At 69.5% G+C, this 24,464-nt stretch carries 23 protein-coding genes; 20 read left to right on the top strand and 3 right to left on the bottom strand.

The features are described from left to right. Positions 1-73: 73 nt before the first annotated feature. Positions 74-901 carry an inositol monophosphatase family protein gene (locus FB384_RS05870; protein ID WP_183779905.1) on the bottom strand — a complete coding sequence of 276 codons (828 nt, stop codon included), beginning with the start codon at positions 899-901 and terminating at the stop codon, positions 74-76. Between the two features lie 320 nt (positions 902-1,221). Between FB384_RS05870 and FB384_RS05865 the strand changes: the two genes are divergently transcribed. The 6 genes from FB384_RS05865 to FB384_RS05840 all read left to right on the top strand — a co-directional run bounded on the left by FB384_RS05865 (position 1,222) and on the right by FB384_RS05840 (position 7,048). After that, a complete protein-coding gene (locus FB384_RS05865; protein ID WP_183779903.1) occupies positions 1,222-2,340 on the top strand; it encodes a glycosyltransferase family 4 protein in 1,119 nt (372 codons plus the stop codon). Positions 2,341-2,365: 25 nt separating this feature from the next. Next, complete coding sequence (locus FB384_RS05860) at positions 2,366-3,517, top strand: glycosyltransferase (RefSeq protein ID WP_323985131.1); 1,152 nt, start codon at positions 2,366-2,368, stop codon at positions 3,515-3,517. Positions 3,518-3,741: 224 nt separating this feature from the next. Then, the gene (locus FB384_RS05855) at positions 3,742-4,239 is read left to right on the top strand and encodes a hypothetical protein (protein WP_183779898.1); all 498 of its coding nucleotides are present in this window, start codon (positions 3,742-3,744) and stop codon (positions 4,237-4,239) included. Positions 4,240-4,277: 38 nt separating this feature from the next. Then, a complete protein-coding gene (locus tag FB384_RS05850; RefSeq protein WP_228726209.1) occupies positions 4,278-4,886 on the top strand; it encodes a DUF3558 domain-containing protein in 609 nt (202 codons plus the stop codon). Positions 4,887-4,966: 80 nt separating this feature from the next. Next, a complete protein-coding gene (locus tag FB384_RS27055; RefSeq protein ID WP_183779894.1) occupies positions 4,967-6,304 on the top strand; it encodes a hypothetical protein in 1,338 nt (445 codons plus the stop codon). Positions 6,305-6,310: 6 nt separating this feature from the next. Then, positions 6,311-7,048 carry an ESX secretion-associated protein EspG gene (locus FB384_RS05840; RefSeq protein WP_183779891.1) on the top strand — a complete coding sequence of 246 codons (738 nt, stop codon included), beginning with the start codon at positions 6,311-6,313 and terminating at the stop codon, positions 7,046-7,048. A 60-nt stretch (positions 7,049-7,108) separates the two neighbouring features. On the opposite strand, the gene FB384_RS05835 is transcribed toward FB384_RS05840, so the two are convergent. Both FB384_RS05835 and FB384_RS05830 read right to left on the bottom strand, forming a co-directional pair. Continuing rightward, entirely contained in the window at positions 7,109-8,629 is a 1,521-nt protein-coding gene (locus tag FB384_RS05835; RefSeq protein ID WP_183779888.1) for a class I adenylate-forming enzyme family protein, read from the bottom strand. A gap of 132 nt (positions 8,630-8,761) precedes the next feature. Beyond that, positions 8,762-9,730, bottom strand: coding sequence for a phosphotriesterase family protein (locus tag FB384_RS05830; protein WP_183779885.1), 969 nt, complete (start codon positions 9,728-9,730; stop codon positions 8,762-8,764). Positions 9,731-9,853: 123 nt separating this feature from the next. Here FB384_RS05830 and FB384_RS05825 point away from each other — a divergent pair, with 123 nt between their 5' ends. From FB384_RS05825 to nuoK, 14 genes are all read left to right on the top strand, one after another. Beyond that, positions 9,854-10,459: a QsdR family transcriptional regulator gene (locus FB384_RS05825; protein ID WP_183779883.1), complete on the top strand. Its 606-nt coding sequence runs from the start codon at positions 9,854-9,856 to the stop codon at positions 10,457-10,459. Positions 10,460-10,627: 168 nt separating this feature from the next. Beyond that, positions 10,628-11,341, top strand: a complete 714-nt coding sequence (locus tag FB384_RS05820) for a class I SAM-dependent methyltransferase (RefSeq protein ID WP_183779880.1) — start codon at positions 10,628-10,630, stop codon at positions 11,339-11,341. Between the two features lie 256 nt (positions 11,342-11,597). After that, positions 11,598-12,869, top strand: coding sequence for a geranylgeranyl reductase family protein (locus tag FB384_RS05815; protein WP_183779878.1), 1,272 nt, complete (start codon positions 11,598-11,600; stop codon positions 12,867-12,869). A 558-nt stretch (positions 12,870-13,427) separates the two neighbouring features. Continuing rightward, the gene (locus FB384_RS05810; RefSeq protein ID WP_258938053.1) at positions 13,428-13,835 is read left to right on the top strand and encodes an NADH-quinone oxidoreductase subunit A; all 408 of its coding nucleotides are present in this window, start codon (positions 13,428-13,430) and stop codon (positions 13,833-13,835) included. A 6-nt stretch (positions 13,836-13,841) separates the two neighbouring features. After that, a complete protein-coding gene (locus tag FB384_RS05805) occupies positions 13,842-14,390 on the top strand; it encodes a NuoB/complex I 20 kDa subunit family protein (protein WP_183779873.1) in 549 nt (182 codons plus the stop codon). A 9-nt stretch (positions 14,391-14,399) separates the two neighbouring features. Next, complete coding sequence (locus FB384_RS05800; protein ID WP_183779871.1) at positions 14,400-15,158, top strand: NADH-quinone oxidoreductase subunit C; 759 nt, start codon at positions 14,400-14,402, stop codon at positions 15,156-15,158. A 112-nt stretch (positions 15,159-15,270) separates the two neighbouring features. Then, a complete protein-coding gene (locus FB384_RS05795) occupies positions 15,271-16,644 on the top strand; it encodes an NADH-quinone oxidoreductase subunit D (RefSeq protein WP_183779869.1) in 1,374 nt (457 codons plus the stop codon). Beyond that, complete coding sequence (nuoE, locus tag FB384_RS05790; RefSeq protein WP_183779867.1) at positions 16,641-17,405, top strand: NADH-quinone oxidoreductase subunit NuoE; 765 nt, start codon at positions 16,641-16,643, stop codon at positions 17,403-17,405. Before FB384_RS05795 ends, nuoE begins: the two co-directional genes overlap by 4 nt. 73 nt (positions 17,406-17,478) lie before the next feature. Continuing rightward, positions 17,479-18,831 (top strand): NADH-quinone oxidoreductase subunit NuoF, encoded by a 1,353-nt coding sequence (gene nuoF / locus FB384_RS05785; protein ID WP_183779864.1) that lies wholly within the window; start codon positions 17,479-17,481, stop codon positions 18,829-18,831. Then, positions 18,828-21,302, top strand: coding sequence for an NADH-quinone oxidoreductase subunit G (locus FB384_RS05780; protein WP_183779861.1), 2,475 nt, complete (start codon positions 18,828-18,830; stop codon positions 21,300-21,302). The genes nuoF and FB384_RS05780 overlap by 4 nt, the downstream gene beginning before the upstream one ends. Next, positions 21,302-22,684: an NADH-quinone oxidoreductase subunit NuoH gene (nuoH, locus tag FB384_RS05775; RefSeq protein WP_183779858.1), complete on the top strand. Its 1,383-nt coding sequence runs from the start codon at positions 21,302-21,304 to the stop codon at positions 22,682-22,684. Before FB384_RS05780 ends, nuoH begins: the two co-directional genes overlap by 1 nt. Beyond that, a complete protein-coding gene (gene nuoI / locus FB384_RS05770) occupies positions 22,671-23,237 on the top strand; it encodes an NADH-quinone oxidoreductase subunit NuoI (protein ID WP_183779855.1) in 567 nt (188 codons plus the stop codon). Before nuoH ends, nuoI begins: the two co-directional genes overlap by 14 nt. Next, positions 23,234-24,154: an NADH-quinone oxidoreductase subunit J gene (locus FB384_RS05765; protein ID WP_183779852.1), complete on the top strand. Its 921-nt coding sequence runs from the start codon at positions 23,234-23,236 to the stop codon at positions 24,152-24,154. The genes nuoI and FB384_RS05765 overlap by 4 nt, the downstream gene beginning before the upstream one ends. Next, positions 24,151-24,450: an NADH-quinone oxidoreductase subunit NuoK gene (nuoK, locus tag FB384_RS05760; protein WP_183779849.1), complete on the top strand. Its 300-nt coding sequence runs from the start codon at positions 24,151-24,153 to the stop codon at positions 24,448-24,450. Before FB384_RS05765 ends, nuoK begins: the two co-directional genes overlap by 4 nt. Positions 24,451-24,464: the final 14 nt, after the last annotated feature.

The following is a 24,464-nucleotide window of genomic DNA, read 5'->3' as shown; positions in this document are numbered from 1 at the left end:
CGGCCTGTCGCTCTCGATCCTGTTACACCGGTCCCCGCCTGCAGCGCCGGGCACGCTCCGGCCCGGCGGGCCGTCAGCCCTGGCAGCCCGACCACCAGGAGAGGACCTCGTCGGCCACATCCGGTGCCGCCACGAGCACCCCGTCGAGCGGCAGGGTCGCACCGCTGCCGCGGCGGTCGAGCACCACGGCGCCCGCCTCCACGGCCACCCCCAGCGCGCCCGCGACGTCCCATTCGCGGTACCCGTGCAGCACCGCGGCGACCGCGTGGCCGAGCGCGACCTGGGTGACGGCCAGCGCCGACGAGCCGAGCACGCGCGTGCCCGTGTGCGCGGCCGCGGCGCTCTCCAGGAACCCTGACAGGCCCGGCCACGCACTGCCGCCGCTCAGCTCCGTGCACACGATCGACCCCGCCGTGCGGGTGCGTCCCGGCACCCGCACGAGCGAGCCGTTGGCGCGTGCCCCACGTCCGCGTCCCGCGGTGTAGATCTGTCCGCGGTACGGATCCGCCACCACGCCGACGACCGGGCCGTCCGCGTCGACCAGCGCGAGACTGTAGGAACACCACGGGATGCCCGCCACATAGTTGGCGGTGCCGTCCACCGGATCGACCACCCAGCGGTACTCGGCGTCCTCCGATCCCGTGTCGTCGCCGTACTCCTCGCCGACCACGGGGATGTCGGGAAACTCCGCCGCCAGCACCCGCCGGGTGTGCCGTTCCAGGGTGCGGTCGGTGTCGGTGACCCAGTCGAACGGCGATTCCTTCGTGGTCGGCCGTGCGCCGCGGCCCGCCGTCGCGGTGATCACGTCGGTGGCATCGGTGGCGAGCCTGCCCGCCACCTCCAGAGCCTGGGAGAGCAGGCCGGGGTCGACCGGGCGCAGCGTTCGGGACGAGAGGGTCATGCCGCTTCAATGTGGCGGCCGCGAGTGTCCTGCATGCGACGTGCAGATGACACCCCGCTCGCGATCCGACGACGACTCGACCGGGGGAAGGGTGTGGGGAGCTCCCGCGGGAGCCCCCAAGGGCACCTTGGTGGCGTTGAACGCCACGAGGGTGCCCTTGGGGGCGTTGAACGCCCCGAATCTTCCCCTCGCGACTGCTCGCTCCCCTCGCGACGGCGGCACCCTGGGGATACGGCGCCGGCGACAGTGTTCGGCGACCGTTCCACGGCGCGTTACGCGCGGGTAGTGGGACGGCCGTCGGGGCAGGCGACGCTGGGGCCGTGCGCGTTGCCATCGTCACCGAGAGCTTCCTGCCGCAGGTGAACGGCGTGACCAACTCCGTGCTGCGGGTCGTGGAGTACCTGACGGCCCGCGGTGACGACGTGCTGGTTGTCGCACCGGGTGCCGGACCGGAGGAGTACTGCGGTGCGCCCGTGGTGCGGGTGCCCGCGGTGGACCTGCCCGTGGTCAACACGTTGCCGGTGGGCGTTCCCACCCGAACCGTGCTGACGGCGCTGGCGGCCTTCGGCCCGGACGTGGTGCATCTGGCTTCGCCGTTCGTGGTGGGCGCGCGGGGGCTGGCGGCCGCCCGCAGGCTCGGCGTGCCGACGGTGGCGGTGTACCAGACCGACATTCCCGGGTTCGCCGAGGCGTACGGCCTCGGGCTCGGCGCCAGGGCGGCGTGGCGGTGGGTGCGCAGGCTGCACTCGCGGGCCGACCGCACGCTGGCGCCGTCGTCGGATTCGGCGCACCAGCTGCGGCTGCACGGCGTGCCGCGGGTGCACCGCTGGGGCAGGGGCGTCGACGTCGAACGGTTCGACCCGGCCCACGGCGACCCCGGCCTGCGCGCCGAGCTGGCACCCGGCGGCGAACTGCTCGTCGGCTTCGTCGGCAGGCTCGCCCCGGAGAAGGAGGTCGGCAGGCTGACCGCGCTGGCGGACGTTCCCGGGGTGCGGGTGGTGATCGTCGGGGACGGGCCCGAGCACGAGTCGCTGCGGGAGGCGCTGCCCGATGCGGCGTTCCTCGGGGTGCGGTACGGCGACGAGCTCGCCCGCATCTACGCGAGCCTCGACGTGTTCGTCCACACCGGACCGCACGAGACGTTCTGCCAGACCGTGCAGGAGGCGATGGCCTCCGGCCTGCCCGTGATCGCGCCCGCGGCGGGCGGCCCGCGCGACCTCGTCGACCACGGCCGAACGGGGTATCTGCTCCCTCCCGACCACGGCGCGTTCACCCGCGTGCTGCCCGGCGCGATCGACGACCTGCGGGATCGGCGGCAGCGCACCCGGCTCGGCGAGGCGGGCCGGGCCGCGGTGCTCGGCCGCACGTGGCCCGCCGTCTGCCGGAAACTGACGGGCCATTACGACGCGGTTCGCGGCCAGATCCTGCGAGCCGCGTGAGGGCCGCCCGGGGATGCGCGTGGTCGTGGCCGGTGGCAGCTGCCGGGAATTCGCAGCGGTAGGGTCGAGTCACATCGTCCAGCTCGCCAACTTCTACGGGCCACGCTCCGGCGGCCTGCGCACGGCGTTGCACCACCTCGGCGCGGGCTACGTCGCCAGTGGACATCGCGTGACGCTCGTCGTGCCGGGGCCGGGCCACGACGACACGACGCTGCCGAACGGGGTGCGCAGGCTGACGCTGCCCGCACCGCGGATCCCGGGCACCGGCGGCTACCGGGCCGTCGATCCGCTGCGGGTGCGTACGCTGCTGCGACAGCTCCAGCCGGACCTGCTGGAGGTGTCGGACCGGTTGACGTTGCGCGGCATGGGCGCGTGGGCACGGGAGCACCAGGTGCCGAGCGTGGTGATCTCACACGAACGACTCGACCGCCTGCTGCAACAGTTCCTGCTGCCGCGGCCGCTGGCCGAGCGGGTCGCCGACGCCGCGAACCGTCGCATGGCGCGTCACTACGACACCGTCGTGTGCACCACGACGTTCGCGCGCGGCGAGTTCGACCGCATCGGCGCACCGAACGTGCGGCGCGTGCCGCTCGGCGTCGACCTGGCCACGTTCACCCCGGACCGGCGGGACGGCGAATGGCGGCGCGACCTGGCGGCGGGCGCCGACGCGCTCATCGTCCACTGCGGACGCCTGTCCCCCGAGAAGCACGTGGAACGCAGCGTGGACACGGTGGCCGAGCTGACCGAGTCGGGGGAGAACGTGCGGCTGGTGATCGCGGGGGACGGTCCGCGGCGGCGAGCCCTGGAACGCCGTGCGCGCGGGCTGCCCGTGCGGTTCCTCGGTCACCTCCCGCGGCGCGACGACGTGGCGCGGCTGCTGGCGAGCGCCGACGTGTCGCTCGCGCCGGGGCCACACGAGACGTTCGGGCTGGCCGCGCTGGAGGCGTTGGCGTCCGGCACGCCGGTGGTCGTGTCCGAGTCGTCGGCGCTGCGGGAGATCGTCGAACCGGGCTGCGGCGCCGCCGTGGCCGACCGCGCCTGCGCGTTCGCGGGCGCGGTGACCGGCCTGCTCGGCAGCCCGGAGCCGGTGCGCAGACGGCTGGCGAGGGCACGGGCCGAGGAGTTCACCTGGCCCCGCTCCGTCGACGGCATGCTGCGTGTCCTGACCTCCGCGTGAGGCGCGACCGGTGGTCTGAGCGGTGGTCCGACTGGTGGGCTGATCGAGTGGTGCGGGCCGCGCCGCGGAACGTGCCTCCGGAACAGCCGTCGAAGGTACGGCAGGTGGGTACGCGGCCCGTGTGGTTCCGGTCGCGATATCCGGTATTTCGGCCCCGGTCGGTCAGCGTTCCGTTACGCTGGGCCGCCGCACGACCTGAGGTGAACAACGGGGGAGGGTCCGTCATGGCCGAGGGCGACAACGTGGGCGCCGCTGCGTTCGCCGGCGCCGAAGCCAGTGCGAGCGGCAGCACCAAAGACGGCGCCGGTTTCTGGGATCAAGCGACTTTCGCGGTCAAGGGCGCCAAGGGCACCGCGACCGCCGACGGCTGGGCGATGGGCGCAGTGACCTCGGGAGCGGTCGCCGGTGGATTCATGATGGACCCGGAGACCGCCGAAGGCATGGTCCGCAAAGCCAAGTGGATCTCGACACAGATGCGGGAGCAGCACGAGAAGGCCAAAAACTTGGTGTACAGCGAGCCGCCCGCCAACGATCCGGGTAGCGAAGCGTTCCAGTCGGTCGCGACCGGCATGTTCGAGCTGGGTTCCGAAAGTATGAAAGCCCAGTGGCAGCGCTACCGGGACATTGCGGAAAAGCTGCAGAAGGCGCTCGACGTGTACAACGAGGTGGACGAACAGGCCGGCAAGGACGCGAAGAAGTCGGGTGGAGGGCTGATCGATTGAGGTACCTGGTCAAGGCTGCCGTTCTGGCTGTAGTTGCGATGGCGGCGACGGCGTGTTCGGGTGGCGAGTCCGACGGCCAGGCACAGCCGCAGCCGTCCAGCCAGGCGGGGTCGACGGCGTCCGCGGCTCCTAGTAGTCCTGCGGATGATGGCCAGGAATTGCCTCATAGCGGTGCGCCTGCCGTCGCGAACCCGCTGCCAAGATCGGTTCTCAGTGGTGATGCGTGTGCCGAGGCGCTCACGAACACCCAAGCCAAGGAGCTCCTAGGCGACGCTGTCACGAGTAAAAACGCCGATTCTTCGAGGTTGGGGCCGGGATGTAGCTGGTCGAACCAGGACACCCAGGCGGGGTTCACGTTGAACTACGACGTCAGAGGCGGCCAGGGGCTGAGCGCGGTGTACGCCAATGGCAGGCCGAAGGTGGACCACTTCGCGGAGATTGATCCAATCGGGGGTCTTCCCTCGGTGCAGTACTGGGATAACGACGAGAATCGCGCGTGCTCGACGGTCGTCGGTTTGGCCGATGAGTACGCCGTAGTCATGACCTTGACCATCGGCACCAAGGGCGCTGAACAAGGCGACGATCCGTGCGAGGCTGCGCGCACCGTGATGGATCGGGTCGTGGGCAATCTGAAGGCGAAAGCCTGAACCGTACGAATCTGGCATGATGCCGCGTAGTGAGGATTGCCGCGGGACGTAGCAGGACTGCGGGGCACAGGGGGAACACGATGGGGAAGTTGTTCGGACCCCAGGACGAGTTGGCCGACCAGAAGGCGAAGATCCTGCTGGAGCAGGTCAACCCGTTCTCCGGGTCGATGGACCTGCACGAGCTGGTGCGCCGTGTCCGCGAGGGGGACGCGGCGAAGTGGCAGACCACGGCCGAGGAGATGTTCGGCGTCGCAGCCGGCAACGAGGAGGCCGCCAACGCGGGGCGGGAGATGCTCCAGGCGCTGGAGAGCTCCTGGTCCGGGGAAGGCGCCGACGCCGCCTCGCAAGCCATCGGTTCCAGCATCAAGGTGACGCAGGACGCGGCCGACATCTACCAGCGTGACTCCGAATTCCTCGGAACGAACTCGGGGCAGTTCGAGGACATCAAGAACCGGCTTCCAGACGTGCCGGCCAAGGAGCCCGAGACGGGCGCCTGGGACACCATCACGCCATGGGACACCGACGCCGAGGACGCGGCCAACAAGTACAAGGCCGACGTCGAGGCCGCCCGGTCGATGTACTCCGGCTACGAGGGCAATATCCACCGGTCCGCCTACGACATGCAGGCCGACTTCGGGCAGATGAAGGACCTCGGCGGCGACTTCGGGTCCATGGAGCGTGGCCGCTCCGACTCCGACTCCGGCTCCGACTCGGGCTCGGGAGTCATCGACATTCCGGGCTCCGGTGAAGGCGGCGACACGAGTCGTCCCGGCGGTTACGACGGTTCGGTCGGCGGTGGTCCGGAGCGGGGTGGCACGTCCGTCCCGCCCGGTGGCGGATACCAGTCGCCGACCGGCCCGAACTCGCCGAACGACAACACCGGCACCTCCGGCTACACGCCGCCGAGCACGGTGACCCCGCCCGCGGCGAACTATCCGTCCCCGAACGCCCCCGGCGGTGCGCCGGGCAACACCGGTTTCGGCCCCGGCGGTTCGTCGAGCGGAGGCGCGGGCGGACGGTTCTCGGCGCCCGGCATGGGACGCGCGGGCGGCTATTCCGGTGGCGCGGGTGGCTACTCCGGCGCAGGCGCCGGAGGTGGCGGCGGCGCGCCCGGCTCTGGTGCGGCACCGGGGTCGGGCAAGATGACCGGCGCGTCCCCCGGCGGCTTCGGCCCGACCGGTTCCGGCGGGGCGGCCGCCGCGGGCGGCGGTTCGGGTGCCGGCGCCGGTGGTCGTGGTGGCGGAATGATGGGCGGCATGGGCGGCGCGGGCCGCGGCGGCCAGGGCGGCGACGACGAGGAACACCAGCGCAAGTACCTCGCCGACACCGACGAGGCGTTCACACTGACCGACGAGGGCGAGGTACTGCGCGACCCGGTCACGGGCCACGTCGTCACCCCGCCCACCATCGGCGAGTGACCCGGCATGGCCGTATTGCACCGCCCCGTCGTGATTCGGCGGGAGACCCTGCTGCGCGTGTGGGAACTCGAAGGGCTCGGCGACACCCACCCGGTTATCGGCGCGCGCACGAAGTACGTGCCCATGGGTCTCACGGGCGAGACGAACCGCGAATGCTTCCGCGTGCTGGAAGAACTGGGACTCGCCGAGGGTGAAACGCCCACCCGGGAATTCCGCGTCGCACTGCGGGTGCTCAATTCACCGATCCGCGACCTGTACTGCTACAGCGAAACCGCCCGCGGGAAAGTCCGGTTCGCCGCCGCGTCCGGCGGTGGCGTGACCGTCGGGGTGCAAGTGGACGGTGACCTGGTGACGCTCGCGACCGCCGGCGAGAACGACCTGATCGACGGTTTTCTCTCCGAGCTTCCCGAATTCCGGCCCGCGTCGATCCCACCGCTGCACACCACGAAACAGGATTTCGCGCAGCGCGACGAGAACCACGACATGTTCGCCGCGAAACAGAGCCCGGAAAAGCAGCTCGAGGACGCGATGAAGGCACCGCGGCTGGGCGTGCACCAGGTGTACGTCGGGGGCCGCATGTCCGACGGCCGCTACCGCAGCAGTAAACCGTTCACCGTCATCGACATCCGGGATCGGGGACGTGTCGTCACGTTCGCCGACCCCGGCGGTGGACTCCACTGCCTGCCGGGCGATGCCGGCACGTTGACGAAAACGTTCCTGGCGACCTGGCAGTCGCTGCCCTGACCGGGAGGTCGGACCTCGGCGGCGGTGCCCGCCGGGTCCGTGCCACGGTCCTCGGGGACGTCACGGCAGGGGATCGCCCCATTCGACGTCCTTGCGCAACCGGTCCTTGATCAGCTTGCCGCCGGGGTTCCGCGGCAACGGCTGGTCGGAGACCACCACGTATTGCGGGATCTTGAACTCGGCCAGCTGCTCGCGGCAGTGTTCGATGACCGCGTCGACGTCGACCCGCTCACCGCTGCCGTGGATCACCGCGCCGACCTTCTCACCCATCACCTCGTCGGCCACGGCGACCACGGCGGCCTCGGCGACGCCGGGTGCGGCCGCCAGCGCGGCCTCGACCTCGATGCTGGAGATGTTCTCGCCGCCCCGGTTGATGATGTCCTTGATCCGGTCGACGATGTGCACGCGTCCCGCGTCGTCGACTCGGACGACGTCGCCGGTGTGCAGCCAACCGTCCACAATGGTCGCCGCATCGGCTTCGGGGCGATTCCAGTAGCCACGGGTCACGTTGGCGCCGCGCACCACCAGTTCGCCCACCGTGGGGTCGTCGCCGACGGGTGCGATGCCCAGTCGGACCGATGGGACCGCGTACCCCACCGAGTCGGCGTGATCCACCGCTTCGTGATCGGGCAGGACCGTCATGAGCGACGCCGTCTCGGTCATGCCGTACCCGTTGAACACCTGCGCGCCGGGGAACGCCCGCTTGAGCGAGGCCACCAGCGAGGGTTCGATCGGCGCACCGCCGTAACCGACCCAGCGCACGCCCGAGACGTCCGCGCCGGCGAACGCATCGTGCCGCAGCGCCAACGCGTACACCGCTGGCACGGTGACCAGCAGCGAGATGCGTTCCTCCGACACGGCGGAGATCAGCTCCCCGACGTCCAGCGACGGCATGATGACCGCGGTGCCGCCGAGGTGGACGGCGGTCAGCAACTGCGAGTTGCAGCCCGTCACGTGGAACAGCGGCACCGAGATCAGCGTCCGCAGTTCCTCGCCCACGTCGCGTGGGACGCCGAGGCCGCGAGCCATGTTCTCGGCGTTGGTCACGAACGCCTCGTGTGTGGTGGGCACTCCCTTGGGCTTGCCGGTCGTGCCGGAGGTGTAGAACAACGCGGCCACGGCGTCGGCCGTCGCATACTCGGTGACGTACGGTTCGCCGTCCGGCAGCGGCACATCGCTTGCGAGGTCCACCGCCGTTCCGGAGTCGGACAGGATGAAGTCGACCTCCGGCTGCGCCGAACGCGTGTTGACAGCGACCGCCACGGCGCCCGCCATCACCGCTCCCCAGAACGCCAGCACCCAGTTCGTGCCTGCCGCGTAGCGAACCGCCACGCGGTCACCCGGGCCGACACCGCGCGCCCGCAGTCCTCCGGACACGCGGGATGCGCGGTCCCACAACTGCCGGTAGGTCAGCCGCTCCGCGCCCAGCTCCACCACGGCCTCGCTGTCCGGGCGCGTGTCGACCTGCGCCCTGAGCAGGTCGAGCAGGGTCGCCGGCAGGTCGTCGTAGTGCGGCTCACCGTCGCGCCGCGACACACCGTCGGTCGGGAACGGGTTGTGGCTGCGTGGAATCTCGATCACTGCCGGACGGGTAGTCATCGTCGCTGTCCCTCCTCGATCAGAACCCGACACTGCCGGCGACGCCGTCGCGATCCCGCGTCGTCCACGTCTCGTACGGTCGCGCGCGCCTCGTGCGAATCTCGTCCGACGGGCTCATTCGAAGTACCGCCGCGGATTCCGCACCAGCATCGTGTCGATCTGTTCGTCGGTGACCCCGCGCTCACGCAGCGCCGGCAGCACGTCGTCGCTGATGTGCGTGTAGATCCAGTTGGGGACCGTCTCCGCCTTCGCCTCCTCGGAGAACCAGTCGATGAAGCACGACGCGTCGTGCGAGAGCACCATCTTCTCGGCATAGCCGCGCTTGGCGAGTTCGGCCACGGTGTCGACGCGCTGTTCGAACGGCAGCAGCACATCCAGTCCGAATCGGTCCATGCCGAGATACGACCCGGCGTCGGCCAGCGCGCACAGGTAGTCCAGGTCGGTGCTGTCGCCCGAGTGCCCGATGACGACCTTGCTCAGGTCCACGCCCTCCTCGGCGAGCACCTTCTGCGCGACCAGCCCCGACTGCGTGTGGACGTTGGTGTGCACGGTGATCGGCACGCCCGTCTCGACGTGTGCCTGCCCGACCGCCCGCATCACGCGTTCCACGCCCGGGGTCAGGCCCTGCTCCTCGATTGCGCACTTCAACAGCCCCGCCTTGACCCGTGTTTCGGCGATTCCCTCGCGAATGTCGGTCACGAACAGCTCGACCATCGGCTCCGGCCGGTCGAACAGCAGCCCCGGACCGGTGTAGTGGAACTGGAACGGGACGTCGTTGTAGGTGTACAAGCCGGTCGCGGCGATGATGTTGATGTCGACCTGCTCGTTGATCCGCTGAATGCGTGGGATGTAACGGCCGAGGCCGATCACGGTCGGGTCGACGATCGTGTCGATTCCGCGGGACCTGCACTGCTGCAGTTTGTCGACCGCGTCCGCGACCCGGCGGTCCTCGTCCCAGCGGTTCGGATAGTTCGGGTAGTTCTGCCGCATCTCCTCGCCCAGCACGAACACGTGCTCGTGCATGAGCGTGTTCCCCAGCCGATCGACGGGTACCGGACCGCGGACGCTCGGGACCTCCGTCATCTGAATGCCTCCTCGTTGAAGCGCACGATGCACCGCGGATCATGTATCGCGGATCACAGCGGGACAGTCGGCAAGTTTGTCCTGGCAGTGACACACAGTCAAGGTTTGTCCCATACTCGCTCCATGAGCGACCTGCAGAACCGGTCGGGCGCACGCCTCGGCACCCAGCTGAGCCGACGCGCTGTCGTCGACGCCGCGACGCGTCACTACTTGGCCTGCTCACCGCTGGACATGTCCGCACTCGCCACCGAGCTCGGCATCGGCCGATCCACGCTCTACCGGCTGGTCGGCAACCGCGAAGAACTCATCGCCACCGTGCTGGCCGAACAGACCGAGCTCACGTTTCAGCGCACGGCCGCCCGGGTCGCCGCGGCCGAAACCGGAGCCGACCGCGTTCTCGCCGTGCTGGGGCGGTTCATGCGCGCCGTGTCCGACGCGGCGCCGCTGCAAGCGCTGTCGAAGCGGGAGCCGCTGCTGTTCGTCCGCGTCGCGCTCATGCCGGGGCCCGTCGAACACACGTCGACGCGGCTGGTCGCAGAGCTGCTGACGCAGGAACACGCCGCGGGCAGGCTGGAACTGACGCTGCCACCGGACGTCCTCGGACAGGCCATCATCCGCATGTGCGACGCACACCTCTACGCACCGCTGCTCGGCAAGCCCGAGCCCGAGATCGACACCGCGCTCAATCTGGCCGCCGCCCTGCTCGGCATCCCGCCGCGCACTCCGTAGACCACGGGCGCTCGGCGGATACGCCGCACGCGCCCCAGAACCCGGGCCCAGACCCGCCCGTCTCCCACCACCGCCCAAGGAGACACGCTCCGCGTGGCCGCATACGCCCGCCCGTCTCCCACCGCCACCCAAGGAGACACGCTCCGCGTGGCCCCCTACTCTCGAACCATGTCTCGTGCGTCGCTGGACAAGGACCCTCGCGAGGTCGCCGCCATGTTCGACGGTGTCGCCGCGGGCTACGACCGTGCCAACTCGGTGATGACGTTCGGCTTCGACCGGCGCTGGCGGACCACCACGGCCGGAGCCCTGGACGCACGCGAAGGCGAGCGGGTGCTCGACCTGGCCGCGGGCACCGGCGTGTCCACCGAGGAGTACGCCCGCGACGGTGCCTGGTGCGTCGCGGCCGACTTCTCCCTCGAGATGCTCCGCAACGGCCGCGACCGGGGCCTGCCGATGATCGCAGCGGACGCGCTCCGCCTGCCGTTCGCCGACGAATCCTTCGACGCCGTGACCATCTCCTTCGGGCTCCGCAACTTCGTCGACACCAAGGCCGCACTCGTCGAGATCATGCGGGTCGTCAAGCCCGGTGGCAGGCTCGTGATCTGCGAGGTGTCCACGCCGACGTTCGCGCCGATCCGATTCGTGTACCGGAAGATCGTTCTGCGGCTGCTGACCTGGCTCGGCCGTCGCGCCGCCTCCAACCCCGAGGCGTACGGCTACCTCGCCGAATCGATGCTGACCTGGTACGACCAGCGCTCACTCGGCGAGGTCATCGCCTCGGCAGGCTGGACGCAGGTCGAATGGCTCAACCTCACGTTCGGCGCCGTCGCCATCCACCGGGCCCGCAAACCCGAGTCGCAGCAGCTCCCGGAGCTCTCGTAACCCGACCTGGCCCCTGCGTGGCAGGACTCGTGTTAAGCATTGCGGGGCCCGTGTCGCGGTTCCCGGGGCCGGTGTCGTGGTTCCCGGGGCGCGTGGTGCGGTTCCAGGGTTCTGTGTTGCGCGTTGTGGTTTCCGGGGTGACACGGCCGTCGCCCGACCACCACCCCCCAATGCCGTGCTCCGCACGGCTGGCCCGCCCGTCGCCCGACCACCAACCCCTCAACGCCGTGCTCCGCACGGCTGTAAGACTGGAACCATGACTCAGGATGCCGAGGTCATCGTCGTCGGAGCAGGGCCCGCGGGATCGACCGTCGCCACGTACCTCGCCCGTGCGGGCGTGGACGTGCTGCTGCTGGAGAAGACCACGTTCCCCCGCGACAAGGTCTGCGGGGACGGGCTGACCCCGCGTGGGGTCAAGCAACTGATCGACCTCGGCCTGGACATGAGCCCCGAGGCGGGCTGGACGTACAGCAAGGGCCTGCGGATCATCACCGGCGACCTGCACCTGCAGCTCGACTGGCCGGACCTGACGAGCTACCCACCGTACGGTGTCGCGCGCACCCGCCACGACTTCGACGAACTCCTCGCGCAGACCGCGGTCAAAGCGGGCGCGCGGTTGCAGGAGCGGACCACGATCACCGGTGCACTCACCGACGAACGCACCGGACGCGTGATCGGTGTGGAAGGCAAGGCGGGTCCCGACAAACAGCCGGTCAGCTATCGCGCCCCGCTCGTGCTCGCGTGCGACGGAGTGTCGGCGCGGCTGGCGCTGTCGGTGGGCATCGAGAAGAGCGACAAGCGTCCGATGGGCGTTGCCGTCCGCCGCTACTACAAGAGCCCGCGCCACAACGAGGACTACATCGAAGGCCACCTCGAGCTGTGGGACCGCGCGGACCCGGCGAACCCGAAGCTGCTGCCCGGCTACGGGTGGGCCTTCCCGCTCGGGGACGGCACGGTCAACGTCGGGCTGGGCATGCTGTCGACGTCGAAGTCGTTCCGCAACATCGACTACCGGCAGCTGCTGCGCTCGTGGCTCGACGGCACACCCGAGGAATGGGGCTATCGCGAGGAGAACGCCGTCGGGAAGATCGGCGGCGCCGGGTTGCCGATGGGCTTCAACCGCACGCCGCACTACCGGGACGGGCTGCTGCTGCTCGGTGACGCGGGCGGCATGGTCAGCCCGTTCAACGGCGAGGGCATCTCGGCCGCGATGGAGTCCGCGCAGCTGGCGGCCGAGCACGTGGTGCAGGCGCTGGCCCGGCCGGAGGGACCGTCGCGGGAACGCGCGCTCGCCGGCTATCCGCGTGCCGTGGCCGAGCTGATGGGCGGTTACTACCGGCTCGGCAACACGTTCGCCAAGCTCATCGGCAAACCGAAGGTCATGCGCGCAGCAACGAAGTACGGACTGCGCGTCAACCCGATCATTCCGCTCGTCTACAAGGGCTTGTCGGGTTGCTACGACGCGAAGGGCGGCGACGTGGTGGACCGCATCATCGCGGCCGCCTCGCGCGTCACACCGACTGCCTGAACCGACTGTCTGAGCCCCGCGCCGCGAACTCGCGAGCAGGGGTGACACGTGTGATAGATCACGTCCGTTTCCATGATCGACATGGCCGCTGCCGTCGGTGTTCCTTTTGTGCTGGTGATGGCAGGTGCGGCTATGGGGGCGGACGTTGTGCAGGGCGTCGACTTAGGTTTGCCTTATATGCCGGGGATGTGGCGGGGGCTAGCGACAGCGTGTGACTCGCGTCCTACACTGACCCCATGCTTTGTGAAGCGGTTCACAACCACGACGGAGTGCTTGTGAACGATTTCACGACGTCAGTGCGTGACGTGCCACGAAGGGCGCACGCGCGACCACGCAGATCGCTGTGATCTGCACCGCCGACGCCGTGGTCGGGGCCGTAGCCCGGGTCACGTCCGCCGGCGGACCGTCAGCCCCAACACGTCCGAACGCAACGCCGCGGAAAGGATGGTGCCCGCAGTGAACGTCACGTTCGCGCCGGCCGGATTCGCTTCGGCGACCCGGGTTCCGGCCGAGCACGCGCCGGCAGGCCCGGGTCTCACCGAGACACCGGCCGATCAGGTGCTGGCCGGCGGGCAGGTACTGGCCCAGGAAGCGGCCGCCGACATCGGGATCTACCTGCCCCTCGTGCTGCTGATCGTTCTCGCGGCCGCATTCGGCGTCTTCTCGGTGCTGCTGGGCCCGCTCGTCGGGCCCAGTCGCTACAACAAGGCCAAGACGGCCGCCTACGAATGCGGGATCGAACCGTCGCCGCAGCCGGTCGCCGGCGCGGGCCGGATGCCCGTCGCCTACTACGTCACGGCGATGCTGTTCATCCTCTTCGACATCGAGATGGTCTTCCTCTTCCCGTACGCCATCGCCGCGGACGCGCTCGGGTTGTGGGGTCTCGGCGCGGTGGCGCTGTTCATCGCGACATTCTTCATCGCCGACTTCTACGTGTGGCGCCGCGGCGGCCTGGATTGGAACTGATGCGCCATGGGTCTTGAGGAGAAACTCCCCAACGGAATCCTGCTGGCCTCGCTTGAGGGCGTCGTCAACTGGGCGCGCAAGAACTCGATGTGGCCGGCGACGTTCGGCCTCGCGTGCTGTGCCATCGAGATGATGACCAGCGGCGGGTCGCGGTATGACCTCGCGCGGTTCGGCATGGAGCGCTTCAGCGCCACGCCACGGCAGGCCGACCTGATGATCGTCGCGGGCCGGGTGACGCAGAAGATGGCGCCGGTCCTGCGGCAGATCTACGACCAGATGGCCGAGCCGCGCTGGGTGCTCGCGATGGGCGTGTGCGCCTCGTCCGGCGGCATGTTCAACAACTACGCGGTCGTGCAGGGCGTCGACCACATCGTGCCCGTCGACATGTACCTGCCCGGCTGTCCGCCGCGGCCCGAGATGCTGCTCGACGCGATTCTCAAGCTGCACGCGAAGGTGCAGGACGAACCGATCAACGCCCGCCGTGCGCAGCTGCGCGCCGAGAGCGGTGCCGAGACGGAGATCGTCCCGTCGTCCATCAAGTACGCGAAGAAGTAGGGCGAGGCCATGGCTGACGAGGACACGCAGAACCCCCGGACCGGAGGGGAGAACTCCAGCGCCGAACGCGCCGAGTCCGGTCTCGAACCGTGGGGTTCGGAACCGGCCCGCGTGGTCGCCGGTCACGAGCGCAGGGGCATGTTCGGTGTTTCCGGCAGCGGTGACACGTCGGGGTACGGCGGACTGCGCCTGCCCGCGTACACGCCCCCGCCCGCGGAACGTCCCTACGGCGGCTGGTTCGACGACTTCGCCGACGAGTTCTACGCCGCGCTCGGGGAGAACGGAATTCCGGCCGAGGCGGTCCTGCAGGTGACCGTCGACCGCGGTGAGATCACCTTCTACGTCGACCGCGACCACCTCGTCGCGATGTGCCGCGTGCTGCGTGACGACGAGGGGCTGCGCTTCGAGATGTGCAGCTCGGTGTCCGGTGTGGACTACGGCGAGGACGTGCCGCAGCGGCTGCACTCGGTGTACCACCTGCTGTCGATGACCTATCGGCGCCGTATCCGCCTCGAGGTCACGATGGACGTCGACGATCCGCACGTGCCGTCCATCGTGGAGGTCTACCCGACGGCGGACTGGCACGAGCGCGAGGCCTACGACATGTTCGGCATCGTCTACGACGGCCACCCCGCGCTGACCCGCATCCTCATGCCCGACGACTGGGAAGGGCATCCGCAGCGCAAGGACTACCCGCTCGGCGGCATCCCCGTGGAGTACAAGGGCGCCGAGATCCCGCCGCCGGAAACCCGGAGGTCGTACTCGTGATCTTTCCGCCGAAGTACGTGCTCCCGCTGGAGGCGCGGAGGACACCGCCGAAGTACGTGCTCCCGCTGGAGGCGCGGAGAGCACCGTCCGCATTCGTCCCGATGGAGGCGCAATGACCACTAGCGACCACATCGCCGACGTGTCCACCGGCACGGACACGACTCCGGAGGGGTCGGACAGCGCCCCGTACGCCGAGCCGCGGGAGACCACCGAGGGGCCGGTCTACACCGTCAGCGGCGGTGACTGGGACGACGTGCTCACCGATGCCTCGCACGACGAGCGCATGGTCATCAATATGGGGCCGCAGCACCCGTCGACGCACGGCGTGCTGCGCCTGGTGCTGGAGATGGAGGGCGAGACCGTCACCCAGCTCCGTTCGGTGATCGGCTACCTGCACACGGGTATCGAGAAGAACTGCGAGTACCGCACGTGGACGCAGGGCGTCACGTTCGTGACGCGCATGGACTACCTGTCTCCGCTGTTCAACGAGATGGGCTACTGCCTTGCGGTGGAGAAGCTGCTGGAACTCGAGGTTCCTCGCCGTGCGCAGCTGTTGCGGGTACTGCTCATGGAGATCAACCGCATCGGTTCGCACTTCGTCTACATCGCCACCGGCGGTATGGAGCTCGGCGCCACGACGGCGATGACGCTCGGTTTCCGCGAGCGGGAAGAGGTGCTGCACCTGCTCGAACACCTCACCGGCCTGCGGATGAACCACGCGTTCATCCGGCCCGGCGGGCTGGCGCAGGACATGCCGGACGACTTCGTCGAGAAGGTCACCGAGTTCTGCAAGGTCATGGACGAGCGGCTGCCGCTCTACGACAAGCTCTTCACCGGCCAGCCGATCTGGCGGAACCGGCTCAAGGGCGTGGGTTACCTGCCGCTCGACGCGTGCCTGGCTCTCGGCATCACCGGTCCGGTGCTGCGGTCGGCCGGTGTGGCGTGGGACCTGCGCAAGACCGACCCCTACTCCTGCTACGACGAGTTCGACTTCGAGGTGCCGACGTCGACCGACGCCGACTGCTGGGCCCGCTACCTGCTGCGCGTCGAGGAGATGCGCCAGTCGCTGCGGATCATCCGGCAGGTCCTCGAGAAGCTCGAGCCCGGTCCGGTGATGGTCGAGGACCGCAAGGTCGCCTGGCCCGCGCAGCTGTCGGTCTCCAGTGACGGCATGGGCAACTCGCTCGATCACGTCCGCAAGATCATGGGCCAGTCCATGGAGTCGCTGATCCACCACTTCAAGCTGGTCACCGAGGGATTCCGGGTGCCGCCGGGCCAGGTGTACTCGACGGTCGAGTCGCCGCGCGGCGAACTCGGTTTCCACCTCGTCTCCGACGGCGGTACGCGGCCGATGCGGGTGCACGTGCGCGAACCGAGCTTCGTCAACCTCCAGTCGATGCCCGCGATGTCGGAGGGCGGCCTCGTCGCCGACGTCATCGCGGCCGTCGCGTCGATCGACCCGGTGATGGGGGGAGTGGACCGATGAGCAGCGACACCACCGGCGGCGGTGCCCCGAGGACGGGCGCCACGTTCGGCGAGGACACGATCGCCGACGCGCGGGAGCTGATCGCGCGGTACCCGCAGTCGCGGTCCGCGCTGCTGCCACTACTGCACCTGGTGCAGTCCGTGGAAGGGCACGTCAGTCAGGAGGGCATGGCCTTCTGCGCCCAGCAGCTCGGGCTGTCGGAAGCCGAGGTCGCGGCCGTCGCGACGTTCTACACGATGTACAAGCGCAAGCCGTGCGGCGAGCACCTGGTGAGCGTGTGCACGAACACGCTGTGCGCGGCGATGGGCGGCGACGCGATCTACAAGCGACTCCAGGAGCATCTCGGTTCCGACGGCGCGCCGCTCGGCCACGAGGAGGTCGCGGGCACGCCCGGCGAGAGCGGTTCGCTCATGCTCGAGCACGCCGAATGCCTCGCCGCGTGCGACCTGGCTCCGGTGTTGCAGGTCAACTACGAGTACTTCGACAACCAGACCGAACAGAGCGCGGTCGAGCTCGTCGACGCGTTGCGGCGCGGGGACAAGCCGCATCCGACGCGCGGTGCTCCGCTGTCGGACTTCAAGACCGTCGAGCGGCGACTCGCCGGCCTGTTGCCCGATGACGACGACGAGTTCTGGACCGAAGTGGACGGACCGTCGCAGGCGGTCGAGACGGTGCGCGGCGCCCAGCTGGCCGCCGACCGCAACTGGACGGCCCCGCCGGCGCCCGAGGACGTGCCGATGCCGGAGGTGGAGGCGAAATGAACGACCATCGCGCACTCATTGTTCATGGAGCCGACCGGGTGCGGGTGTCCCGCAGGACACGGGTGGAGGCGAAATGAGTACCTCGGAGAAGGCGCCGTTGACGCCGGTGCTGACGAAGCGGTGGTTGTCGCCGCAGTCGTGGCGGTTGGAGACGTACGAGAAGCTCGAGGGCTACACCGCGGTGCGGAAGGCCCTGAGCGCCTCGCCGGAGCAGGTCATCCAGATGGTGAAGGACGCGGGCCTGCGTGGTCGTGGTGGCGCGGGTTTCCCGGCGGGCGTGAAGTGGGGCTTCATGCCGAAGAACGACGACAAGCCGCACTATCTGGTCATCAACGCCGACGAGGGTGAGCCCGGCACGTGCAAGGACATCCCGTTGATGATGGCGGACCCGCACGCGCTCATCGAGGGCTGCATCATCGCGGCGTACGCGATGCGTTCGCACCACTGCTTCATCTACGTCCGCGGCGAGGCACTGCACCCGATGCGGAGGCTGTACGCGGCGGTGCGCGAGGCGAAGCAGGCTGGCTTCCTGGGGCACGACATCCTCGGCTCGGGGTTCGACCTGGAGATCACGGTGCACGCGGGCGCCGGCGCATACATCTGCGGTGAGGAGACGGCGCTGCTCGATTCGCTCGAGGGCCGTCGTGGCCAGCCGCGGCTGAAGCCGCCGTTCCCCGCGGCGTCGGGTCTGTACGCGGCGCCGACGACGGTCAACAACGTCGAGACGATCGCGACGGTGCCGTCGATCGTCAACGGCGGTTCCGAGTGGTTCCGCGCGATGGGCAGCGAGAAGTCGCCCGGTCCGAAGATCTACTCGGTCTCCGGTCACGTCGAGCGGCCCGGCCAGTACGAGGCTCCGCTGGGCACGACGCTGCGGGAGCTGCTCGAGATGTGCGGTGGGATGAAAGACGGCGTTCCGCTGAAGTTCTGGACGCCGGGTGGTTCGTCGACGCCGCTGTTCACCGCCGACCACCTGGACGTTCCGCTGGACTTCGAAGGTGCCGCGGAGGCCGGGTCGATGCTGGGCACGACGGCCGTGCAGGTGTTCAACGAGACGGTGTCGGTCCCGTGGGCCGTGATGAAGTGGACGCAGTTCTACGAGCACGAGTCCTGTGGCAAGTGCACGCCGTGCCGCGAGGGCACGTTCTGGCTGGCGCAAGTGCTGGAGCGCATGGTCGACGGCCGGGGCAGCGAGCAGGACATCGACACGCTGCTGGACGTCTGCGACAACATCGGCGGGCGTTCGTTCTGCGCACTCGGCGACGCCGCGGTCAGCCCGATCCAGAGCGGTATCAAGTACTTCCGTGACGAGTTCCTCGCGCTGTGCGAGTCGAACAGGCCCGAGGCGGCGGGGGCGGCCGAGTCCCCCGAACCGGCGCAGGGCAGTGATTCCCAGGCCGCGCAACCGGTTGGAGCACAGGCATGACCGTGGCACCGGAGAAGTCCGATGTGGACGTGCCGGAGGGGTACGTCAAGCTCACCATCGACGGCGAGGAGGTCGTCGCACCGCAGGGCGAGCTGCTGATCCGCACCGCCGAACGACTCGGCACGGTGATCCCGCGGTTCTGCGACCACCCGCTGCTCGACCCGGCCGGCGCGTGCCGGCAGTGCCTGGTCGAGGTGGAGATGAACGGCCGTCCGATGCCGAAGCCGCAGGCCTCGTGCACGATGACGGTCGCCGACGGCATGGTCGTCAAGACGCAGGTGACCTCGGAGGTCGCGGACAAGGCGCAGCAGGGCGTGATGGAGCTGCTGCTCATCAACCACCCGCTGGACTGCCCGATCTGCGACAAGGGCGGGGAATGCCCGCTGCAGAACCAGGCGATGGCCCACGGCCGGGCCGATTCGCGCTTCGTCGACAAGAAGCGCACGTTCCCGAAGCCGTTGCCGATCTCGTCGCAGGTGCTGCTCGACCGTGAGCGTTGCGTGCTGTGCCAGCGGTGCACGCGGTTCTCCGACCAGATCGCGGGGGATCCGTTCATCGACCTGCTCGAACGGGGTGCGCATCAGCAGATCGGCACCGCCGAGACGGCCGACGTGCTCGACGCGGCGTCGCACACCTCGAGCGGGCAGCCGTTCCAGTCGTACTTCTCGGGCAACACCATCCAGATCTGTCCGGTCGGCGCGCTGACCAGTGCCCAGTACCGGTTCCGTTCGCGGCCGTTCGACCTGGTGTCGACGCCGAGCGTGTGCGAGCACTGCTCGTCGGGCTGTGCGGAGCGGACCGACTTCCGGCGCGGCAAGGTCATGCGCAAGCTCGCTGGTGAGGACCCGGACGTCAACGAGGAGTGGATCTGCGACAAGGGCAGGTTCGCTTTCCGTTACGCCAACGCCGAGCAGCGCATCCGCAGGCCGCTGGTGCGCAGCGCCGAGACCGGTGAGCTGGAGGAGGTCTCGTGGACCGAGGCGCTCCGGGCCGCGGCCGCCGGGCTGACGAAGGCGCGTGACGGCAAGGGCGTCGGGGTGTTGCCCGGTGGCCGCGTGACGATCGAGGACGCTTACGCGTACAGCAAGTTCGCCAGGGTGGCACTGCGCACGCACGACGTCGACCACCGCGCGCGGGCTCACTCGGCGGAGGAGCTGGACTTCCTGGCCTCCCGGGTCGCCCGTGACGGAGGTCCGGCGGGCGGCGGCGTGACGTTCGCCGACCTGGAGTCGGCGCCGGTCGCGCTGTGCGTCGCGTTCGAACCCGAGGAGGAGGCGCCGGCCGTCTTTCTGCGGCTCCGCAAGGGAGCTCGTACGGGCGACATCAAGGTGGTCCACATCGGACAGTGGTCGTCGCCGGCCGTGGAGAAGACCTTCGGCGAACTCCTCGCGTGCCCGCCCGGCGGCGAGGCGGACGCCGTCGAGGGCATCGCCCAGCACGCCCCCGACCTCGACGAGGCACTGTGTTCCGCCGGTGCGGTCGTGCTGGTCGGCGAGCGGGCAGCCGAGGTGCCTGGCTTGCCTACAGCGCTGCACCGGCTGGCCGAACGCACCGGTGCGCGCCTCGCGTGGATCCCGCGCAGGGCGGGCGAACGCGGCGCCGTCGAGGCCGGCACGCTCCCCACGCTGCTGCCGGGTGGGCGGCCCGTTGCCGACGCCGACGCCCGCGCCGAGGTGGAACGTCACTGGGGCCTCGAGGCCGGGACCCTGTCGGCGGAGCCGGGACGTGACGTGACGGGCATGCTGAACGCGATCGTCACCCGCGACCTGGACGGACTTCTCGTCGGCGGCGTCGACCTCGACGACCTGCCCGACCCGGCACTCGCCCGCAAGGCGTTCGACGCGGCCGGGTTCGTCGTGTCACTGGAGCTGCTGCCGAGCACCGTCACGCCGTACGCCGACGTGGTGCTGCCGATCGCTCCGGTGGACGAGAAGGGCGGCACGTTCGTCAACTGGGAGGGTCGCCGCAGGCCGTTCACCGTGACGCTCGACGGCACCGGTGCGCTGCCGGACTGCCGGGTGCTCGACACTCTCGGCGTCGAGATGGACACGGACCTGTTCACCCAGACGCCCGACGCCGCACTCGGCGACCTCGACCGGCTGCCGGCGTCGAGCGTGCGGGCGGCGGCACCGGACCACCCGTCCGCCGCACCGCCGACGCCCGGGCCGGGGCAGGCGCTGTTGGCGACGTGGCGGCAGCTCATCGACGACGGATCGCTGCAGATCGACGAGCCCGCGCTCGCCGGCACCGCGCGACGCGTCGTCGCCCGCATGTCGCAGGCCACCGCCGACGGGCTCGGCGACCACGTGACGGTGTCGACCGACCGTGGGTCGGTGACGCTGCCCGTCGAGGTCACGGACCTGCCGGACGGCGTCGTGTGGCTGCCGGGGAACTCGCCGGGTTCGAAACTCCGCGCGACGCTCGGTGCCGGGCACGGTGCGGTCGTCGACATCGCCGGGGGTGACCGGTGATGACCCCGTTTCTCGCGCAGGCTGCCACCGAACCGATCAACCGGGCCGAGCTGCTCGCCGACGACCCGCTGTGGCTGATCCTGCTGAAGGCCGTCGTGGTCATGCTGATCGGCCCGATATTCACGGTCGCGCTGATCGTCGGCGAACGGAAGATCGTCGGCCGCATGCAGAACCGTCCCGGCCCGAACCGGGTGGGCCCGTTCGGCCTGCTGCAGTCACTCGCCGACGCGATCAAGCTGCCGTTCAAGGAACAGGTCATCCCCGACACGGCCGACCGGAAGATCTACTTCCTGGCGCCGGTGATCGCGGTTGTTCCCGCGCTGATCGGCCTCGCCGCGATCCCGTTCGGCGGCGAGGTGACGATCTTCGGTGAACCCACCGTGCTGCAGCTGATCGAACTCCCGGTGAGCGTGCTGCTCGTACTGGCGGGTGCGTCGATCGGTGTGTACGGCATCGTGCTCGGCGGCTGGGCCTCCGGTTCGCCGTACCCGCTGCTCGGCGGGCTGCGGTCCGCGGCGCAGGTCATCTCGTACGAGATCGCGATGGGCCTGTCGATCATCGGCGTGGTGCTGTACTCGCAGTCGATGGCCACCAGCGGCATCGTCGCAGCACAGGCCGACGGCGGCTGGTACTTCTACCTGCTGCTGCCGAGCTTCGTCATCTACATGATCTCGATGGTCGGCGAGACGAACCGCGCCCCGTTCGACCTGCCCGAGGCCGAGTCCGAACTGGTCGGCGGGTTCCACACCGAGTACAGCTCGATGAAGTTCGCGATGTTCTTCCTCGCCGAGTACTCGAACATGGTGATCGTGTCGGCGTTCGCGACGACGCTGTTCCTCGGCGGCGGCATGTTCCCGTTCTTCGGCGCCGACGCCGCGATCAACCAGGGCTGGTGGCCCGTCCTGTGGTTCCTGGCGAAGATGTGCGTGGTCCTGTTCGGCTTCATCTGGCTGCGCGGCACCCTCCCGAGGTTCCGCTACGACCAGTTCATGAAGCTTGGCTGGAAGGTCCTCGTGCCCGCCGCGCTGGTGTGGCTGCTGCTGATCGCCACGGTCAGGGCGCTGCGCAACGCCGAGGGCGTCTCCACCGGCCAGATCCTGATCATCGGCGGTGTGGCGATCGTCGTGGTCGTGCTGCTGATGCTGCTCATCCCGGAGAAGGAGATCCCGGACGACGAGGCAGCGGTGACGACCACCGGCGGCGGGCACCCGGTGCCCCCGCTGGACCTGAAGGTCCCGGAGACCACGCCGCGCCAGAAGGCCCTCGAGGCCAAGCGCAGGTCCGAGGAGAAGCGGCAGGCGGAGTTGAGTCCGTCGACGGCGGGCTCGCCGGGTGCGCCCGGCGCAGGCTCGAAGGAAGGAGAGTCCCATGGGGATCTTTGATCCGGTCAAGGGATTCGGCGTCACCTTCGGGATGATGTTCAAGAAGGTGGCCACGGAGGAGTACCCGGAGATCGGCGCGCCCGCCGCCCCGCGGTACCACGGCAGGCACCAGCTGAACCGTCATCCCGACGGGCTCGAGAAGTGTGTTGGCTGCGAGCTGTGTGCGTGGGCGTGCCCCGCCGACGCGATCTTCGTCGAAGGTGGCGACAACACCGAGGAAGCGCGGTACTCGCCCGGTGAACGCTACGGCGCGGACTACCAGATCAACTATCTGCGCTGCATCGGCTGCGGACTGTGCGTCGAGGCATGCCCCACGCGGTCCCTCACGATGATCAACTTCTACGAGCTCGCCGACGACAACCGGCAGGACCTCATCTGGACCAAGGAGGACCTGCTCGCTCCGCTGCTGCCCGGCATGGAGCAGCCGCCGCACCCGATGCGACTCGGTGACGACGAGCAGGACTACTACGTCAACGGCCCGGAACTCGCCCGCGGCCGCGGTGTTCCGGAACACGAGACGGTCGAGACCGACACCGAGGAGGCGGTCCGATGAGGGCGGAGACACCGCTGGTGCTGGCTCAGGCCGGGGCCGACGCGACGGTGTCCACCGGCGAGGCCGTCGCGTTCTGGGTGCTCGGCCCGATCGCGGTGGCCGGTGCGCTCTGCATGATCTTCGCGCGCAACGCGGTGCACTCGGCGTTGTGGCTCGTGATGACGATGCTGTCGCTGGGGATGCTCTACATGCTCCAGCAGGCGCCGTTCCTCGGCTTCACGCAGATCATCGTCTACACCGGCGCGATCATGATGCTGTTCCTGTTCGTGCTGATGATGGTCGGCAGGGAGTCGTCGGACTCGGTGCTGGAGGTCCTGCGCGGCCAGCGGCTCATGGCGGCGGTGCTCGGCATCGGCATCGCGGGCGTGCTCGCGGGTGCGCTCACCCGCGCGTTGGCCGACGTGCCGCCCGCACCCGCGATGAACCCGTGGACCCCGGAGGGCGGCGGCGCCGGCGGGCTCGCCCGCGTGATCTTCCAGGACTACCTGTTCCCGTTCGAGCTGACCTCGGCGCTGCTGATCACCGCGGCCGTCGGCGCGATGGTCCTCGCGTTCACCGACCGGCATTCCAAGCAGGGCAGGCGCAGCCAGCGCGAGCTCGTCGCGGCGCGGTTCCGTGGCGAGTACGAGCGTCCCTCGCCGAAGCCCGGCCCCGGCGTGTACGCGACGTCCAACTCCGTCGCCACGCCCGCGCTGCTGCCGGACGGCTCGATCGCGCCGGAGTCGCTGTCCGACCTCATCGAATCGACGCCGACGGCGCAGCTGCAGGCCCACCGCAAGCAGCTCGAGAGCCGCGCGGCGGGACCGGACACGCACGCGCTCGCCGGCCCCGAGGACGGCGCCGGTGACGGCGAAGCCGCCGGTGGTACGGCGACGGCCACGGAGGACGCGGTGACGGCCACGGAGGACAAGGCATGACCCCGACGTACTACCTGCTGCTGTCGGCGCTGCTGTTCAGCATCGGCGCGGTCGGCGTGCTGGTGCGGCGCAACGCGATCGTCGTGTTCATGTGCATCGAGCTGATGCTCAACGCCGTGAACCTCTCGCTCGTCACGTTCGCGCGCATCAACGCCGACATCGACGGACAGGTCATGGCGTTCTTCGTGATGGTCGTGGCCGCAGCGGAGGTCGTGGTCGGACTGGCCATCATCATGGCGATCTTCCGCACGCGACGGTCCGCCTCCATCGACGACACCAACCTGCTCAAGTACTAGGGGCAAGGGGAAAA

Source organism: Prauserella sediminis (assembly GCF_014195435.1).
In the GTDB taxonomy this organism is placed as follows: Bacteria; Actinomycetota; Actinomycetes; order Mycobacteriales; family Pseudonocardiaceae; genus Prauserella; species Prauserella salsuginis.
The sequence above is the reverse complement of the archived record's forward strand: the minus strand, read 5'-3'. Positions and strand labels throughout refer to the sequence as shown.